The organism is Neisseria sp. P0024.S006 (assembly GCF_051956595.1).
Taxonomy (GTDB): Bacteria; Pseudomonadota; Gammaproteobacteria; order Burkholderiales; family Neisseriaceae; genus Neisseria.
In genome coordinates this window covers 106,067-124,028 of sequence record NZ_JBQCXH010000004.1, presented here as the reverse complement: position 1 = coordinate 124,028, position 17,962 = coordinate 106,067, and the positions used below count along the sequence as shown (strand labels likewise).

Annotated in this window: 17 protein-coding genes and 1 other RNA gene; all 18 read left to right on the top strand. The window is 52.2% G+C overall.

Annotation, left to right across the window (positions count from 1 at the left end):
* Positions 1–79: 79 nt before the first annotated feature.
* The 18 genes from ACTHUF_RS08375 (at position 80) to rplM (ending at position 17,952) form a co-directional block, all read left to right on the top strand.
* The gene (locus tag ACTHUF_RS08375; protein WP_315092842.1) at positions 80–1,507 is read left to right on the top strand and encodes an oligosaccharide flippase family protein; all 1,428 of its coding nucleotides are present in this window, start codon (positions 80–82) and stop codon (positions 1,505–1,507) included.
* 42 nt (positions 1,508–1,549) lie between these two features.
* Positions 1,550–2,860, top strand: coding sequence for an O-antigen ligase family protein (locus tag ACTHUF_RS08370; RefSeq protein WP_070615863.1), 1,311 nt, complete (start codon positions 1,550–1,552; stop codon positions 2,858–2,860).
* Positions 2,857–3,927: a glycosyltransferase family 4 protein gene (locus tag ACTHUF_RS08365; RefSeq protein ID WP_004520868.1), complete on the top strand. Its 1,071-nt coding sequence runs from the start codon at positions 2,857–2,859 to the stop codon at positions 3,925–3,927. The genes ACTHUF_RS08370 and ACTHUF_RS08365 overlap by 4 nt, the downstream gene beginning before the upstream one ends.
* Before the next feature lie 13 nt (positions 3,928–3,940).
* Complete coding sequence (locus ACTHUF_RS08360; protein ID WP_061370986.1) at positions 3,941–5,113, top strand: glycosyltransferase; 1,173 nt, start codon at positions 3,941–3,943, stop codon at positions 5,111–5,113.
* Entirely contained in the window at positions 5,106–5,723 is a 618-nt protein-coding gene (locus tag ACTHUF_RS08355) for a sugar transferase (RefSeq protein WP_036492790.1), read from the top strand. Before ACTHUF_RS08360 ends, ACTHUF_RS08355 begins: the two co-directional genes overlap by 8 nt.
* The gene (locus ACTHUF_RS08350) at positions 5,710–6,684 is read left to right on the top strand and encodes an ATP-grasp domain-containing protein (RefSeq protein WP_440407480.1); all 975 of its coding nucleotides are present in this window, start codon (positions 5,710–5,712) and stop codon (positions 6,682–6,684) included. The genes ACTHUF_RS08355 and ACTHUF_RS08350 overlap by 14 nt, the downstream gene beginning before the upstream one ends.
* On the top strand, positions 6,677–7,369 hold the full coding sequence (locus ACTHUF_RS08345; protein WP_440407479.1) for an HAD family hydrolase: 693 nt from the start codon (positions 6,677–6,679) through the stop codon (positions 7,367–7,369). The genes ACTHUF_RS08350 and ACTHUF_RS08345 overlap by 8 nt, the downstream gene beginning before the upstream one ends.
* Before the next feature lie 13 nt (positions 7,370–7,382).
* Positions 7,383–8,162, top strand: coding sequence for a methionyl-tRNA formyltransferase (locus tag ACTHUF_RS08340; RefSeq protein ID WP_049322614.1), 780 nt, complete (start codon positions 7,383–7,385; stop codon positions 8,160–8,162).
* A complete protein-coding gene (locus ACTHUF_RS08335) occupies positions 8,155–9,330 on the top strand; it encodes a DegT/DnrJ/EryC1/StrS family aminotransferase (RefSeq protein WP_440407478.1) in 1,176 nt (391 codons plus the stop codon). Before ACTHUF_RS08340 ends, ACTHUF_RS08335 begins: the two co-directional genes overlap by 8 nt.
* A gap of 109 nt (positions 9,331–9,439) precedes the next feature.
* Positions 9,440–11,341, top strand: a complete 1,902-nt coding sequence (locus tag ACTHUF_RS08330) for a polysaccharide biosynthesis protein (RefSeq protein ID WP_440407477.1) — start codon at positions 9,440–9,442, stop codon at positions 11,339–11,341.
* A gap of 43 nt (positions 11,342–11,384) precedes the next feature.
* On the top strand, positions 11,385–12,512 hold the full coding sequence (locus ACTHUF_RS08325; RefSeq protein ID WP_070836772.1) for a polysaccharide export protein: 1,128 nt from the start codon (positions 11,385–11,387) through the stop codon (positions 12,510–12,512).
* Positions 12,513–12,681: 169 nt separating this feature from the next.
* Positions 12,682–13,131 (top strand): low molecular weight protein-tyrosine-phosphatase, encoded by a 450-nt coding sequence (locus ACTHUF_RS08320; RefSeq protein ID WP_004520878.1) that lies wholly within the window; start codon positions 12,682–12,684, stop codon positions 13,129–13,131.
* A 26-nt stretch (positions 13,132–13,157) separates the two neighbouring features.
* Positions 13,158–15,317 (top strand): polysaccharide biosynthesis tyrosine autokinase, encoded by a 2,160-nt coding sequence (locus ACTHUF_RS08315; RefSeq protein ID WP_315092827.1) that lies wholly within the window; start codon positions 13,158–13,160, stop codon positions 15,315–15,317.
* A 135-nt stretch (positions 15,318–15,452) separates the two neighbouring features.
* On the top strand, positions 15,453–16,442 hold the full coding sequence (locus ACTHUF_RS08310; RefSeq protein WP_254343561.1) for an NAD(P)H-dependent glycerol-3-phosphate dehydrogenase: 990 nt from the start codon (positions 15,453–15,455) through the stop codon (positions 16,440–16,442).
* A gap of 74 nt (positions 16,443–16,516) precedes the next feature.
* Positions 16,517–16,840, top strand: coding sequence for a hypothetical protein (locus tag ACTHUF_RS08305; protein ID WP_036492772.1), 324 nt, complete (start codon positions 16,517–16,519; stop codon positions 16,838–16,840).
* 11 nt (positions 16,841–16,851) lie between these two features.
* Complete coding sequence (locus ACTHUF_RS08300; protein ID WP_003681511.1) at positions 16,852–17,154, top strand: cell division protein ZapA; 303 nt, start codon at positions 16,852–16,854, stop codon at positions 17,152–17,154.
* Between the two features lie 7 nt (positions 17,155–17,161).
* A non-coding RNA gene (gene ssrS, locus ACTHUF_RS08295) (6S RNA) lies at positions 17,162–17,342 on the top strand.
* A gap of 178 nt (positions 17,343–17,520) precedes the next feature.
* Positions 17,521–17,952: a 50S ribosomal protein L13 gene (gene rplM / locus ACTHUF_RS08290; protein WP_003684605.1), complete on the top strand. Its 432-nt coding sequence runs from the start codon at positions 17,521–17,523 to the stop codon at positions 17,950–17,952.
* The last annotated feature ends 10 nt before the right edge of the window (positions 17,953–17,962 follow it).

The window sequence follows — 17,962 nt, the reverse complement described above, 5'->3', positions numbered from 1 at the left end:
GGGAAACCGGCAACGGTAACAACGCATCTCTTACGAAAAACGCTCAGCTCGAACTTCCGGCCGTCTGAAAACAAATAATATGAACGCGAAAAAAATACTCGGCTACGCATTGGGCCCGATAGGAAGCGCCGCTTTCGGCCTGCTTTCCCTGCCGCTCATCTCATGGTACTTCCCTGCGGAAGACATCGGCCGTATCGTACTCTTGCAGACCATTGCCGGACTGAGCATCCTGTTGCTGGGCCTGGGGCTGGACCAATCCTATATTCGCGACTATTACGCCGTTAAAGACAAGGCCGCGCTGTTCAAATCCGTTTTTTTATCACCATTGATTCTGACGGTGGCGGTTGTGGTTTTAGTGTTGCTGATAAACGCATCATGGCCGTCTGAAATCATTTTCGACATCCCCAGTGCGAATTTGGGGATTCTCTTCCTGATTTTCTTGGCCACCACGCTGATTATCCGTTTTTTAGCCTTGATTTTGCGGATGAAAGAGCAGGCACTGGCTTTTTCACTCAGCCAGCTTGCGCCGAAATTTTTGATTTTGGTGTTGGTTTTTGCCGTGATTGCTTCCGGCCTGCCCGCCAATACCACTTCGCTGGTTTTTGCCTACACCGCTGCCCAAGTGCTGACCGTTGCGCTGTTGATCTATCAACTGCGCCGAGACCTGCAAGCTGTTTCCCATGCGAAATGGTCGCCTGAGTTGCATCGGGACGGCCTGCGCTACGGCCTGCCGCTGGCATTCGGCAACTTGGCCTATTGGGGTTTGACTTCGATTGACCGCTTTGTCCTCAAGAATATCTCGGGCTTGGACGAGTTGGGCATTTATTCGATGGCAGTCAGCTTTGGCGCCGTCGCCTTGATTTTCCAAAGCGTGTTTTCCACCATTTGGGCGCCTTTGGTGTTCAAATGGGTGGAAGAAAAAACCAATCTGGACAAAATCGGCGACATCACGCTTTCCATGACCGTCCTCATCAGTGCAATGATTTGCCTCATCGGGATTTTTTCGCCGATGGCGACCTGGATACTGCCGGAAAAATACACGCAGGTTCAATTTATCCTGCTCTCGTGTATGCTCTTCCCCCTGTTTTACACGCTGACCGAAGTCAGCGGCATCGGTTTGAACGTCGTCCGCTCGACTTGGCTGATTACCGCCATCAACATCGTTGCCTTTATCGCCAATACCGCCCTGCTCTATCTGATGGTGCCGAAATTCGGTGCAAAAGGTGCGGCTATGGCCAGCGCAACGGCTTTTTGGCTGTTTTTCATCTTGAAAACTGAATTCTCTTCACGCCTGTGGCAACCTTTGCCGCGCCTGAAGATTTATACCAACTCAACGCTCTGCCTGATAATCTGCCTTGCCTACACTTGGCTGGGTACGCGCGACAACTACATTTGGTTTGCGCTGGCATGGGCAGTCGGACTGGGTTTCCTGTTCCTAAAATACAAACACGCATTATTTGCCGCGACCGAAAAAATCAAAGCCAAATTAAACCGTTCGGCAAAATAGCCAACCTGAGATTCACGTCTCTACGATAACAACAGCACGACTATGAAAATAAAACGTCTGAACTTATACACTTACATCCTCTACATCATGCTCGCAGCCTATATGCTGGGGCCCGCGCTGTCCTTTAAGGTCGGCGTGCCGCGTATCGACAACCCCTTGACCCTGATATTTGTACTGCTTGGTTTTGTCGTATTTTTTCTGGAAAGCAAGCATATTCCGCGCAAGATTTTTGCCATGCTCTGCGCCCTGACCGCCATGTGCATCTGGCCTGCCATCCACATGGGCATTACGTCGCTGACGCCGACGCAGTACATGGATATTTTGTTTTTTATGGCGGTTCCGGCTTTCTTCTACTTGTTTTACCAAGTATTGAAGCGCGCCGACGACCCTTTGAGGACAATTCAGAAGTTCCTCGTCGTATTTACGCTGTTTATCGCCGTGCCGCCATTTGCAGAGCTGGCCACCGGTATTCAGTTTGTGAGCGCTAGCGATGAATTGGCTATTGATGAAGGTTCGCTCAAAGGCTTGTTCTTTAACCCGAATAACCTTGCCGCCACCGCAGTCTGCCTTGCGCCTGCCATTTTGTTTTTCTTCCAACTCCAAGGACGGAAACACAAAGAAAAACTGCTGGGCTGGGGCTTGTTCCTGCTGTTGGGCATGGCCATTTTCGCCAGCGTATCGCGTACCGCCATCGGCTGTTACCTGTTAATTTTGCTGGTTTATACGGCCTATCGCAAAAACGGTTTTATTACGGTCGGCGTAGCAGGTTTGCTGGCGTTGGTGTTGTCGATGATTCCGTCTCGCGCAATTGCGGAATTTTTGCTCTCACTCAACGGCAACCAGTTTTTGGAACGCTTTTCCAGCCGCGTGTACCTCTTCCTGTATGACTTGGGCAGCGACAACTCCGTGTCCTACCGTCAGGAGATTTACAACTACTTTTGGAACAATCCGCCCCTGCTGCTGACCGGCTACGGCCCTAAAAACTTCCGCGAATATTTCGGCGGCCATTTGAGCGACAGCTTGGGCTTTGAAAACCCGCACAGCTTCATCATCGAGCTGTATCTGGGTTTCGGCATGATTTCCCTGCTCGGCTTTATTGCCTTTGTGGCGTGTTATTTCCTCTACACCGCCTCAAACCGCGCAGTAACCGGCAAATCGCGCGTTTTAGCTTGGGTTGCCTTGGGCATTTTCCTCATGGCCGGTTTTATTCCGTCCACCATTTTGCGTATGCCGTTTATCTGGCTGCCCTGCCTGCTGATTTTTATTTACAGCGTATTTGTCGCGCCCAAGCTGAAAGATATGGCCGCTTACGCATACAACGAAACACTATACGATACGAAGAAACCATCATGAAAATCATCCTGACTACCTCCATGTCCGGCCTCGGTGGCACTGAAAACGCCACTTTCCGCCTCGGCCGCCTGCTCAAACAACGCGGACACGATATCGTATTGGCCTCTTCAGACGGCCCTTTGATTCAGGAAGCGCAAGCATTGGGCATCCGTTGGCAGCCGATTGATTTTTACCAAGGCGGTCTTTTGGGTTACATCAAAGGCATGTTTGCCTACATGAAACTGCTGAAAAAAGAGAAACCCGATGTGATTCACTGCCAAATGGCGCGTATCGTTCCGGCCTGCGCCATTGCGGCCAAGTTTGCCTCGCCGAAAACCAAAGTGTTCTACCATGCGCGCGGCCTTGATCCGGAAACTTATCCGAAAATTGCCAAGCTTTTCGACAAGCTGGGCGTGTACATCATCGGCAACTGCAAACACGAACGCGAAAAACTCATCCGTTACGGTTTCCCTGCCAACCGCATCACCTACACTTACAACGCCCTGCACAAAGCGGATTACGTTCCTGAAAAAACAGTCAAAGACTATGTCCAACTGGGCACGCTTTCCCGTTTGGACACCGTCCGCGCCGTGCATTTAATGCTGGATATTTTGAAGAAAATGGTTGACCGCGGTATGCCTGTACGCCTTAACGTTGCAGGTATCGGCGAAGAAATGGACAACCTCAAAGCCCAAGCCAAACGTTTGGGCATCGAAGACAAAGTTACCTTCCTCGGCGGAGTCCGCGATTTGACCGGCTATTTCAAAGAAGTCGATATTTTGGTGAACACGCCGCATTGCGTGGGCGACCACGGTGCAGGCGTCGGCAACAATATTTTGGAGGCTGGCCTTTACGACACACCTGTCGTGACCTACAACATGGCGGGCATTTCCGAAATGGTCATCACCGGCCAAACCGGCTACTGCATTCCTTTCGGCGATGACGAAGCGTTTATCGAAGCCGTCGATACACTCATCAAGCATCCAGAGCTGCGCGGCCAAATGGGCAAAGCCCTGCACAAACACGTCGAAACTTTATGCTCCGACGACGAAATCTACCGCACCACCATGGCTGCGTACGAAATGTAAGGCCGTCTGAAACATGAACATTACCATCGTCGCCCCTTATTGCTCGCTGCCGTCCGAGCCGCATTTCAACCGCTTCTGGTATCTGGCCGAGCTGTTGTCGCAGTCGCATGACGTATTGCTGATTACCAGCAACTTCAAGCACTACGACAAATCTTTCAGACGGCCCGAAGATGCCGAGGCCGCCTCACAAGGCCGTCTGAAAGTGATGCTGTTGGAAGAAAGCGGATACAGCAAAAACGTGTCTTTAGGGCGCGTGACCAGCCATCACCGCTTCGTCAAACATTTTGAAAAATGGTTGGAAAACTGCCGTCCGGGCGAACAAGACGTCGTCTTTTCCGCCTATCCGCTGATTGCCACCAACCTGCTCTTGGGCAAACACAAAACGCGTTTAGGCTACAAGCTGATTGTCGATGTGCAGGACGTATGGCCGGAGTCCTTCTCCTCAGTCGTACCGTTTTTGAAAAAAGTACCGCATAACCTGCTGCCCTTTGCTTCACGCGCCAACCAAGCCTACCGCTACGCCGACGCGCTGGTTGCCGTATCGCAGACTTATCTCGACCGCGCCAAAGAAGCCAATCCGAACGTACCTGGCGAAGTCGTTTATATCGGCGCAGATTTTCCCAAACTCGATGCCGCACCTGCCAAAGATTTTGGCGACGATAAAACCCGCTTTTTCTACTTGGGCACACTCAGTTACAGCTATGACGTGGAAACCGTGTGCAAAGGCGTTCGCAAACTGTTGGACGCCGGCAAAAACGTCGAATTGCACATCATGGGCGGCGGCCCCGATTTAGACAGGCTCAAACAATATGCCTGCGACGGCATCCAGTTTTACGGCTACATTCCTTACGCCGAAATGATGTCGGTCGCCAAGGGCTGCGACATCTCCGTCAACGCCATCCACTCTTACGCCATGCAGTCGATTACCAACAAACTTTCCGACTATATGGCTTTGCAAAAACCGATTCTGAACAGCCAGGTCAACGACGAAGTTGCCGAAGTCCTCACCCTGCTGCCGCATGCAAACTACCGTTCCGGCGATGTGGACAGCTTCGTTAAAGCCGCCAAAGATATTTTGAAGCGCAAAGACGATCCTGTTCAGTCCGAAGAAATCGTCCGCCGCTTCAAGCGCGACGTTGCCTATCAAAAAATCGTCAACCTGATTGAAAGATTAGCTCATGAATAAATTTTTCAAACGCCTGTTTGACATTGTTGCCTCCGCCTCGGGGCTGATTATCCTGTCGCCTGTGTTTTTGATTTTGGTGTACCTCATCCGCAAAAACTTAGGCTCGCCCGTGTTCTTCATCCAAGAGCGGCCGGGCAAGGATGGCAAGCCGTTTAAAATGATTAAATTCCGCTCCATGCGCGATGCAATCGATAAAGACGGCAACCCGCTACCGGACAGCGAACGCCTGACCGATTTCGGCAAAAAATTACGTGCCACCAGCTTGGACGAACTTCCTGAATTATGGAATGTCTTAAAAGGCGAGATGAGTTTGGTTGGCCCTCGTCCGCTGCTGATGCACTACCTGCCGTTGTACAACGACTTCCAAAACCGCCGCCACGAAATGAAACCGGGCGTAACCGGTTGGGCGCAAGTCAATGGCCGCAACGCTATTTCATGGGACGAAAAGTTCGCCCACGATGTTTGGTACATCGACCACTTCAGCTTCTGGCTGGATATTAAAATTTTGTTCCTGACGGTTAAAAAAGTCTTCGTCAAAGAAGGCATCTCAGCCGAAGGAGAAGCCACTATGCCTTATTTCACGGGTAATAAAACTGATGAAAAAAAATAACATACTGATTCTGTCGGCAGGCCGCCGCGTCGAATTGGTGCAGGACTTCCAAACCGAAGCCGCACGTTTTTCAGACGGCATCGGCGTGTTTGCCACCGACCTCAATCCCCACATGTCTTCAGCCTGTCATGTCGCCGACCGCGCTTTCAGCGTACCACGCATCGACGCAGCCGAATATATCGACAGCATTTTCGAACTGGCCCAACAACACAACATCGGCCTGATTGTGCCGACCATCGATACCGAACTGCTCAAGCTGGCCGAAGCACGCGACCGTTTTGAAGCCGAAGGAATACACATCGTCATTTCCGACGCCAAACTGATTACCCTGTGCCGCGACAAGCGCCTGACCGCGGGCCTGTTTGCACAATACGGCATCCGTTCGCCTGAAATTTACGAACGGGACAGCCTGGCCTTCCCGTGTTTTGCCAAGCCTTACGACGGCAGCCGCGCCATCGGTGCGAAAAAAATCAACACTCCGGCCGATCTGACCGCCGACATTGCCGAAGATCCGAAAATGATGTTCGCCCAATACATCGATATTGAAAATGCTTTTTCCGAGTTTACCGTCGATATGTATTACGACCGTCAAGGCCGTCTGAAATGCGCCATTCCTCGCGAGCGTTTGGAAGTGCGTACCGGCGAAGTCAGCAAAGGCGCGACCCGGCGCAATGCCCTGTATGAAGAGTTGGTTGAAAAAATGGCCGTATTGGAAGGCGCACGCGGCTGCATTACCGCGCAGTTCTTCGTCAGCAAAACCGACAATACGACCTACGGCGTGGAAATCAACCCGCGTTTCGGCGGCGGTTTCCCACTGACCTACGCCGCAGGCGGCAACTATCCGGGCTGGCTGATTCAAGAATACATCGGCGGCCAAGACATTCCCTTCTCCGACGACTGGGAAAACAATTTAATCATGCTTCGTTATGATGCTAAGGTTTTGGTAAGAGAACATGATTAAGCCGGAAGAATCCGTCATCGTTTTTGACCTTGACGATACGCTTTACTCCGAACATGACTACAAATGCTCCGGAATACGGGCAGTTGTAGAGATGATTACGTCGCTTTATCCGCAATACAATGCCGGCGTACTATATGAAATTGCCGACAATAAAAGTAAAGACTGGCTCGACAATTTGTGTCATCATTGCAAATTAAACGAATCAGAGAAACAATCACTCTTGTGGCAATATCGGCTGCATCGGCCTGCCATCCGACCCTATGTCGAACCGTCTTTTTTACAGAAGCTGATGCGCCCTTTTGCCGCACGCGCCCTGATTACAGACGGCCGCAGCCTGACACAGCGGTTGAAAATACAGGCCTTGGGCCTGACCGATTTGTTTGACGACATTTTGATTTCGGAAGCCATGCAATCGGAAAAGCCCGACGACAAGCGTTTCGTTTTCCTGCAAAACAAATATCCGGCCGCAAAACGTTTTATTTACATCGGCGACAACATCAAAAAAGATTTTGTCGCACCCAACAAACTGGGTTGGCTCTCCATAGGCATCATGCCTAAGCCGCACAATATTCATCAAGCCGAGCCCGAGCAATACGGCCGCGAATACCAGCCTACCCTTTGGATAAACACCCTGGAAGAATTGACTACACTGACAACTTCCGCCACCGAAAAAGTAAATGCATAAGGGACATTTCTCCATGAAAATCTTATTTATGGGTCGTAAACAGGTTTCCGCCAACCTGCTTCGTTTTTTGACCAAACAAGACCATATCGAAATCGTCGGCGTTTTGACCGACAGTCATCTGCAAGGCTCGCCGACCACGGCTGCCGCGCAGGAATTGGGCCTGCCCCTGTACACCTTCGATACGGCTTTGGAAGCAATGCGTGAAGGCCGTCTGAAATACGATTTGGGCTTGTCCGTCCTTTACTGGCGCAAGCTGCGTGATGAATTCCTGAGCATTCCGACTTTGGGCACGATCAACTTCCACCCTGCGCTGTTGCCCGAATACAAAGGCACAGGCGGCTACAACCTGGCCATCATGGACGAGCTGAACGAATGGGGCAACACCGCCCACTACGTCGATGCCTCCATCGACACCGGCGAAATCATCGAAGTGGACCGCTTCCCCATCGACGCCGAAACAGAAACCGCCCAATCGCTCGAACGCAAAACCATGCAGGCGCTGGAGCCGTTCGCACAACGCATCATCGCCCGAGCCATCGAGTCGAAAACCAAATTGCCGACCACGCCAAACATTGGCGGCCGCTACGTCAGCCGCGACGAAATGGAAGCCATGAAGCAAATCCTCGACGGCGACAATATCGAGAAGAAAATCCGCGCCTTCTGGTTCCCGCCTTACGACGGCGCATACGTCGAAATCAACGGTCAGAAATATACCCTGATCAACCGCCAACTGCTGGAAGAAATCGCCCCCAAAGGCTCAACCAGTCTTTTCGCAGGAAAAACAAATGCTTAATACATCACTCTCCCCATGGCCAAGCTTTACTCAAGAAGAAGCCGATGCCGTTTCCAAAGTCCTGCTGTCCAACAAAGTCAACTACTGGACAGGTACGGAATGTCGCGAATTTGAAAAAGAATTTGCTGCCTTTGTCGGCACGCAATACGCCGTCGCCCTTTCCAACGGTACGTTGGCTTTGGACGTAGCCCTCAAAGCAATGGGCATCGGCCAAGGCGATGATGTGATTGTCACTTCGCGCACCTTCTTGGCTTCCGCATCCTGTATCGTGACCGCCGGCGCCAATCCGGTTTTCGCCGATGTCGATTTAAACAGCCAAAACATCAGCGCCGAAACCATCAAAGCCGCTTTGACGCCAAACACAAAAGCCATCATCGTGGTTCACCTGGCCGGTATGCCTGCCGAAATGGACGACATCATGGCTTTGGCCAAAGAACATAACTTGTGGGTTATCGAAGACTGCGCCCAAGCGCACGGCGCGAAATACAAAGGCAAATCCGTCGGCTCTATCGGCCACGTCGGCGCTTGGTCGTTCTGCCAAGACAAAATCATGACCACCGGCGGCGAAGGCGGCATGGTCACCACCAACGACAAAGAGCTGTGGAGCAAAATGTGGTCGTACAAAGACCACGGCAAAAGCTACGATGCCGTGTACCACCGCGAATACGCCCCCGGCTTCCGCTGGCTGCACGAAAGTTTCGGCACCAACTGGCGCATGTTGGAAATGCAGGCGGTCATCGGCCGCATCCAGCTCAAACGTATGCCCGAATGGACGGCGCGCCGCCAAGAAAACGCCGCCAAACTGGCTGAAAGCTTGGGCAAATTCGCCAGCATCCGTTTGGTTGAAGTGGCCGACTACATCGAACACGCGCAATACAAGTTCTACGCCTTCGTCAAACCCGAACACCTGAAAGACGGCTGGACACGCGACCGCATCGTCAGCGAACTGAACGCGTGCAAAGTCCCCTGCTATCAAGGCAGCTGCTCCGAAGTGTATTTGGAAAAAGCCTTTGACAACACGCCTTGGCGTCCGAAAGAGCGACTGAAAAACGCTGTCCAACTGGGCGACACCAGCCTGATGTTCTTGGTGCATCCGACCCTGACCGATGAAGAAATTGCGTTCTGCAAAGAAAACATAGAAGCCGTATTGACTGAAGCCACGGCATAATCATTTTCAGACGGCCTGCAACTTCAGGCCGTCTGAAAAAAGCAAAACAGCCTGCTTCAAACAATCCGTACCAAGCCACATTACAACACTCAGACACGTAAAAAATAAAATGAACTTGGAAACCCTGCTGGCTCTGCCGCGCAATCTAAAAAAAACCTTCTTCGTCATTCACGATATCTTGATGATCTTCGTGGCGTTTTGGTTTGCCCAAAGCCTTAAAGTGCAATACTCCGACGAATGGTTGAGTATCGCCAACTGGCTGGCTTTCGGCAGCACCGCGTTGCTGACCATCATCCTTTTCATCCGTATCGGCCTCTACCGTGCCGTTACGCGCTTCGTCAGCGTCCGCGTCCTGACCGCCGCCGCATTCGGCAGCATTATTTCAGCAGTCTTGTTCTGCCTGACCACCCTGATTTTTGAGCAAAAACTGCACCTTGCACTGCCCATCGTCTATTTCTTGGTCTTGGTGGTCGGCGTGACCAGCTCGCGCATGATCCTGCGCGCTATTCTGACCGATCATCACCGCAAACAGATGACCCCCGTCATCATCTACGGTGCAGGCCAATCCGGCCGCCAATTGTTGGAAGCCATCAAACAGGTTAACGAATACTCGGCCATCGCCTTTGTCGATGACAACCCGAAAATCCAACGCACCGTCATCTATGACCTTGCCGTCTACAACCCCAACGAAATCCCGATGCTGATCAGCCGCTACGGCGTACGCAAAATTCTGCTGGCGATTCCAAGTTCTACGCCTGAAGAACGCAAAGACATCATCCGCCGCCTCGAAGCCTACAAATGCGAAGTCCTGACCATTCCGGGCATGAAAGATTTGGTGGACGGCAAAATCAGCGTCAGCTCATTGAAAAAAATCTCCGTGGTCGATTTGCTCGGCCGCGCCCCTGTGGCACCGCGCCCTGAATTGATGAGTGCCGACATCAGCGACAAAGTCGTGATGGTGACCGGCGCAGGCGGCTCTATCGGCTCCGAGCTTTGCCGTCAAATTCTCAACTGCCGTCCGACCAAACTGCTGTTGTTTGAATTGTCCGAATTCGCCCTGTACAGCATAGACAAAGAATTGCGCGAAACCCAAGCCGCGCAAGGCAGCCTAGTCGAAGTCGTACCGCTTTTGGGTTCGGTTCAAAACAAAGAACGCCTCAGCAGCGTCATGAAGGCCTATCACGTCGATACCGTCTATCATGCCGCGGCCTACAAACACGTCCCTATGGTCGAGTTCAACACCATCGAAGGCATTCAAAACAACGTGTTCGGCACACTCTGCTGCGCACAGGCCGCCGTAGATGCGGGTGTTTCCACCTTTGTTTTGATTTCCACCGACAAAGCCGTCCGCCCGACCAATACCATGGGCGCCAGCAAACGCATGGCCGAACTCTGCCTGCAAGCCCTTGCCGCCGAGCCGGAACAAAAAACACGCTTCTGCATGGTCCGTTTCGGCAATGTATTGGGCTCGTCCGGCTCCGTTGTCCCGGTATTTGAAAAACAAATTGCCGAAGGCGGCCCGATTACCCTGACCCACCAAGACATTACCCGCTACTTCATGACCATTCCCGAAGCGGCGCAACTGGTTATCCAAGCCGGCGCAATGGGTAAAGGCGGCGACGTCTTCGTCCTCGACATGGGCGAATCCGTCAAAATCATCGACCTTGCCCGTCAAATGATTGTCCTCAGCGGCCTCAAAGTCAAAGACGAGCAACACCCGCACGGCGACATCGAAATCAAGATTACCGGCCTGCGCCCGGGCGAGAAACTTTATGAAGAACTGCTCATCGGCGACGAGGTGCAAAAAACCACTCATCCCCGGATTATGACCGCCAGTGAAGTAATGCTTCCATGGACGCAATTATCTGACATACTGTCGGAACTCCAAACCGCTTGTCTCCAAAGCGATCAAAACAGCCTGCGCCAGCTTCTGTTGCGTGCACCGACAGGCTTCGTACCCAAAGACGGCATCTGCGACTTGGTTTGGCAACAAAACAACAAGGCCGTCTGAACATTTTCAGACGGCCCGGACACCATACTGCAAGGACTACTACATGAAAAAAACGCTCTCCCTGCTTACTCTATTTGCACTGGCTGCCTGTAACAGCACGACAGTCATTCCCGGTTCGACCATCAAAACCCGAACCAAAACCATTGTTTACACCGACAACGACACCGCAGCCGATACCAACCTCGACAGCCGCGTTGCCGTTTACCCCATCACGCCCAACCTGATTGAAAAAATGCGTACGCCGCCCGTACTTTCCCAAGCCAACCAAGGCTTGGAGCAAAGCAAAAGCGCTTACCGCTACCGCATCGGCAGCGGCGACGTCCTCAACATCATGGTTTGGGCGCATTCCGACCTCAACTCCCCCATCCAGCAAAGCAACCCGCAAACCAACCAAGTCAGCCGCGGCGCCTGGGTGGATGAGGGCGGTTACATCACTTACCCATTGGCAGGCAAAATCCAAGCCAAAGGCAAAACTTTGGACGAATTGCAAAACATCTTGACCAACCTTTTAAGACGCTACATCAAAAACCCTCAAGTCGCCATCAACGTTACCGAGTTCCGCTCGCAACGCGTTTCCGTTTCCGGCGCCATCAACCAAGCCGGCCAATTACCGATTACCAATATCCCGATGACCATTTTGGATGCCATCAACCAAGCCGGCGGCGTTACCCAAAGCGCCGACACCCAGCACATCAAATGGACGCACAACGGCGTTGACCGCACCATTTCCCTGCAAAATATGCTGCAATACGGCGATATGTCGCAAAACCACCTCCTCAGCCATGGCGACATCGTTTACGTTCCTAACAGCAGCAACAACAAAATCTACATCATGGGCGAAGTCGGCAAACAAGCGACCCTGCCGATCGGCAACCACGGCCTCAACCTGACCCAAGCGCTCGGCGAAGTGGGCGGCATGAACCAAGCCTATGCGGATGCAACCGGCGTATTCGTGATCCGCCGCGTACCTGAAGATGCGGCCAAACCTATCCACATCTACCAGCTCAACCTGAAAGATGCGACCTCTTACGCACTGGGCAGCGAATTCAAACTGCGTTCGGAAGACACCGTTTACGTTACCTCCGCCCCGGTTACCCGTTGGAACCGCGTAATGTCACAAATTACCAACTCCATCAGCAACGTCAACACCCTCGACAATACGTTTAAATAAGCAGTGGTTCCTGCTGTCAGACCCCGTTTGACAGCAGGATACAAAATCACGCACAATCCGACCAAATTACATAAACGGCATATAAAAGCCGTACACACCGCACAAACGGAAAAGCAGTACCTTATAGTCTGACTCACGCTTTTTTCAGACCATAAACCGAAACAATATCATGTACCACAACATACTCATCGTCTGCCTAGGCAACATCTGCCGCTCCCCCACCGCAGAGCGGATTATGCAGAAAAAACTACCCGGCCACCGCATCAGCAGCGCCGGCATAAAAGCACTGGCAGGTAAGGATGCCGATTTCCAAGCCATCAAAACCGCACTCAAACACGGCGTTATCGTTGCAGGCCATACGGCACGCCAACTGACCGCCCAAATGTGCGAACAGGCCGATTTGATTCTCGTCATGGAGCCCTGTCAAATCGACATGGTGGCCGACATCCATCCGCCGGCACGCAGCAAAACCATGCTGTTTGCCCAATGGTTGCCGAAGAAAACCGTACCTGACCCATACAAACAAAGCAGCGAAATGTTTGAAGCCGTTTTCGAACAGCTCAATGCTGCCGCAGACACTTGGAAAACCAAACTAAACGGAAAAACTCAACCGGTATAAAACCGGCATGAACAAGAAAGCAAGCAATGAAAAAAACGACCTACACACCTTATAGCGCAGACAACGACGAAATCGACTTCGGCCAACAGCTCCGCGTCATTTGGATGCACAAATACAAAATCCTCGCCGCCCTGCTTGCAGGCGGCATACTCGGCGCAGCCTTCAGCCTGGCATCCACCCCGCAATACCGCGCTGATGCCATGCTGGAAATCGAAACGCGACAAAACCAAATCCTGACCGAAATCAACAGCATCTTCAACAACCAAACCACGCCGTCTGAAGCAGAAGTCGAGCTGGTTCAATCACGACTGGTGCTGGGTAAAACCGTTGACGACCTCCAACTCGACCAAGAAGTCAAAGCCAAATACACGCCCGTTATCGGCAGCCTGATGCACAATCTCAGCGGCAACCCCAATCCCAAACTGACCGTCGGCAACTTTACCGTACAAGAAGAATGGTTCAACAAAACCTTCACGCTGACCGTCAAAAACAACAAAGCCTATACCCTCACCCTTCCCGACAAACACGTTGTCGAAGGCAAGGTCGGCGTGCCTCTGAAAATCAACAACCAAACCATCCTCAAAATCGATCAAATCCTGGCCGATCCGGGCCAAGAGTTTGCGTTGACCAAGTTCTCACGCATCAGCGCCATCGAAAACATCCAAAGCAAACTGGCGGTCATCAGCAAAGGTAAAACCAGCCCCATCATCAACCTTACCTTTACCGGCACCGACCCTAAACGCACCAGCGTCATCCTCAACAGCATTGCCGACAACTATGTTGCGCAAAACCGCGAACGCGACGTCCAAGTCGCATCCAGCGGCTTGGCTTTCATCAGCGAAGAATTGCCACGCTTGAAAGAAACCTTGCAAGACGCTGAAAACAAACTCAATGCCTACCGCCAACAATCAGGCTCCCTCGACATTCCGCTCGAGTCAAAAGGCGCATTGGAAAGCCTGACCGGCATCGAGACCCAAATTACCCTGCTCAAAACCGAAGAAGCAGGTTTGGCCGAGCTGTACACGCCGGAACACCCTTCCTATAAAGCCGTATTGGACAAACTCTCCGTCCTCGAACGCGCCAAAAACAAAATCAACCAACAAATCGCCGAATTGCCCAATACCCAACAAGAAGTCATCCGCCTGACCCGCGATGTAGAGACCAACCAAGCAACCTACGTCCAACTGTTGAGCAAACAACAAGAGCTCAACATCATGAAAGCCAGTGCGCAAGGCAATGTCCGCATCGTCGATTATGCTTACGTCCCTGAAAACCCGGTTGCACCGCGCAAAGCCGTCATCACGCTCCTGAGCGCACTTGCCGCAGGCTCGTTAACCGCTTTATGGCTGATGATTCGCAACCGCATGAAAAACGGCATCACTTCATCCGAAGAAATCGAAAACCTCAATTTGGAAGTCGTCGCTCTTGTTCCGCATTCCAAAACCCAGCAAAAACGAGACTTCTTCAAAAACAAATTCAAAAAAACCGGCGGCCGTTCCAACTATCTGCTGGCCAGCGAAGACCGTACCGACACGGCCGTCGAAGCCATCCGCGCCCTGCGCACCAATATCTACTTCTCCATGCTGGACGCGCCCAACAACGTCCTCATGATTACCGGCGCCGCGCCTGAAGCAGGCAAGTCCTTTATCTCCGCCAACCTTGCCGCTGTAATGGCGCAGTCGGGCAAACGCGTTCTGCTTATCGATACCGATATGCGCAAAGGCTATCTTGACCGACTCTTCGGCCTTACCCCCGAGTTCGGCTTGTCCGACATCCTAAGCGGCAAAGCGGCTCCGGCCAAAGCCGTACAAGAGACCGGCATTGAAAACCTCCACCTCATCAGCAGCGGCAGCTATCCCAGCAATCCGTCCGAACTTTTGATGGACAACCGCTTCAACGAGTTGCTCGCCCACGCACGCCAACGCTACGATTACGTCATCTTGGACACGCCGCCCGTATTGGCCGTGACCGACGCCGTCATCATCGGCCAACATGCCGGCACCGTCCTGATGATCAGCCGTTATGCACACACCCGTGCACGAGAGCTTGAGGCCAGCGTCGAACGCCTCAAACAAAACCACATCAACATCAAAGGTGTCGTCCTCAACGGCATGAAGCGCGAAGCCAACAACAGCTACGACTACTACGCCTACGATGCCTACCATTCCGGCAACAATAAATCATAAACCGAAGCAGGCCGTCTGAACTTTCAGACGGCCTGAGGCTTTTTAAACGGCACAAAATGTTTTTCACAAACGCCGCCCTTGCACCCCAAAGCCGTTTGTTTTAAAGTAAGCCCCGTTCCCATATGGAAGAGAAACATGAAAATTACCGTCATCGGCGCAGGTTCGTGGGGTACAGCTCTCGCGTTGCACTTTGCGCACCACAACAATGAAGTCGCCCTTTGGACACGCAATCCCGACCAAATCCGCACCCTGCAAGCAGACCGCGAAAACAAACGCGGCCTGCCCGGCTTCCCTTTCCCCGAGTCCCTGAACGTTTATGCCGATTTGGGTGAAGCGCTGAAAGACAGCCAACTTGCCTTGATCGTTACCTCCGTAGCCGGCCTCAGAAGCAGCGCCGAGCTGCTCAAACAGCATAACGCCGCCGATATTCCCGTTCTCGCAGCCTGCAAAGGTTTTGAACAAGATACCGGCCTTTTGACTTTCCAAGTACTGAAAGAAGTCCTGCCAAACAATAAAAAAATCGGCGTTCTCTCAGGCCCGAGCTTTGCCCAAGAACTGGCCGCCCAACTGCCTTGCGCCGTCGTTCTCGCCTCCGAAAACAAAGAATGGGTGGAAGAAACCACCGCCCAACTGAACACCAACGTAATGCGCCTGTACGGCAGCACCGACGTCATCGGCGTTGCCGTGGGCGGTGCCGTTAAAAACGTCATGGCGATTGCCACCGGCCTTTCAGACGGCCTCGAATACGGCCTCAATGCACGCGCAGCCCTAGTAACGCGTGGCCTCGCCGAAATTACCCGCCTTGCCATCGCCATGGGCGCGCAACCCAAAACCATGATGGGTTTGGCCGGCATCGGCGACCTTATCCTGACCTGTACCGGCGCACTCTCGCGCAACCGCCGCGTCGGCCTCGGCCTTGCAGAAGGCAAAGAATTGCATCAAGTACTTGTCGAAATCGGCCACGTTTCCGAAGGCGTCAGCACCATCGAAGAAGTCTTCAATACCGCCGCCAAATACCAAATCGATATGCCCATCACCCAAACCCTGCTGCAACTCATCCGCAAAGAAATGACCCCGCAGCAAGTCGTTGAACGACTGATGGAACGAAGCGCGCGCTTCGAATAAACGGTCGCGCCGTCTGCCATTCAGACGGCCTGACGCACAATATGACGGCCATCAGGCCGTCTGAAGGGAAATACATGAACCAATCATTGAACAATCTGGAAATCAACGTTTACCAACTTGTCCAAAAATTTGAAACGCTGGTGTCAGAAAACCGCCGCCTCAATGAAGAAATCGACAGACTCAAACTCGAGCAAGAGCAACAAAAACGCCAACACGACGCGGCCATTGACGAACTCAGCGAAGCCTTGCTGGTTCAAGTCGGCAAACTCAAAGAAGACCTGCAAAGCAAAATTGACAGCCTGACCGTCGAAAAAGAAAACTACCGCAACGCACTGGCCCAAAGCGCAGACCAAATCCGCAGCCTCATTGCCCGACTGCCCCAAGAAACACAACAATAAAAGGACACCCCGTGAGTATCGAACAAGTCAATCTCGACATCATGAATGTCAACTTCACCATCAACACGCCGAGTGAAGAAAAAGCCACCCTCCTGCAAGCCGTTGAAATGCTCAACAAAAAAAGCGACGCGATTAAAGAAAGCGGCCGCATCGTCGGCACGGACAAAATCGTCGTCATGGCAGCCCTCAACGTCGTACACGACCTCTTAAAAACCACCCTCAACGACGATTTGGCAATCGGTGAATTTGAGCGTAAAATAACCGACATGAACAACGCGTGCCAAAAAGCACTGGCGCGCTTGGAGCAAAACTAATTTCCCCTTTTCCCTGCGGTGTTCGCGAAGGCATATATTCCTTTGAACCAATACGTTCGCTTTAGGTTGCCGGGAGCTGTAGTGGGCGCGAGCGTCCGTTTGCCGGACGCACCCGAAACTACCCGAGGTGACCGCCTTGTCAGCAAGGTTCAAGCGGATTCAGCCTAAACGGCACTCGTGGGGATTCCCTAAAAAAGCCATACCGAGAGGTGTGGCTTTCCCCTTTCCGAGTAAAGACTTTCGTAAAGATTTCCGGCCGTCTGAAAAAACCGCATATTCATGCATCAAACACGCTCAATTAAGATTGACAAAAACCAATCTCCTCTTTAAAATCCATAACTTTCTATATATATCTGGATTCCAACCATGAAAACCTTCTCTGCAAAACCCCATGAGGTGAAGCGCGAATGGTTCGTCATTGACGCAGAAGACAAAGTTCTGGGTCGTGTCGCAGCCGAAGTCGCACACCGTCTGCGCGGCAAACACAAACCCGAATACACCCCTCACGTTGATACCGGCGACTACATCATCGTCATCAATGCAGACAAACTGCGCGTGACCGGTGCTAAATTCGAAGACAAAAAATACTTCCGTCACTCTGGTTTCCCAGGCGGCATCTACGAGCGCACTTTCCGCGAAATGCAAGAGCAATTCCCTGGCCGCGCTTTGGAACAAGCCGTAAAAGGCATGTTGCCTAAAGGTCCTCTGGGCTACGCCATGATCAAAAAACTGAAAGTGTACGCCGGTGCCGAACACGGCCACGCTGCACAACAACCTAAAGTTTTGGAACTGAAATAATAAGGACACG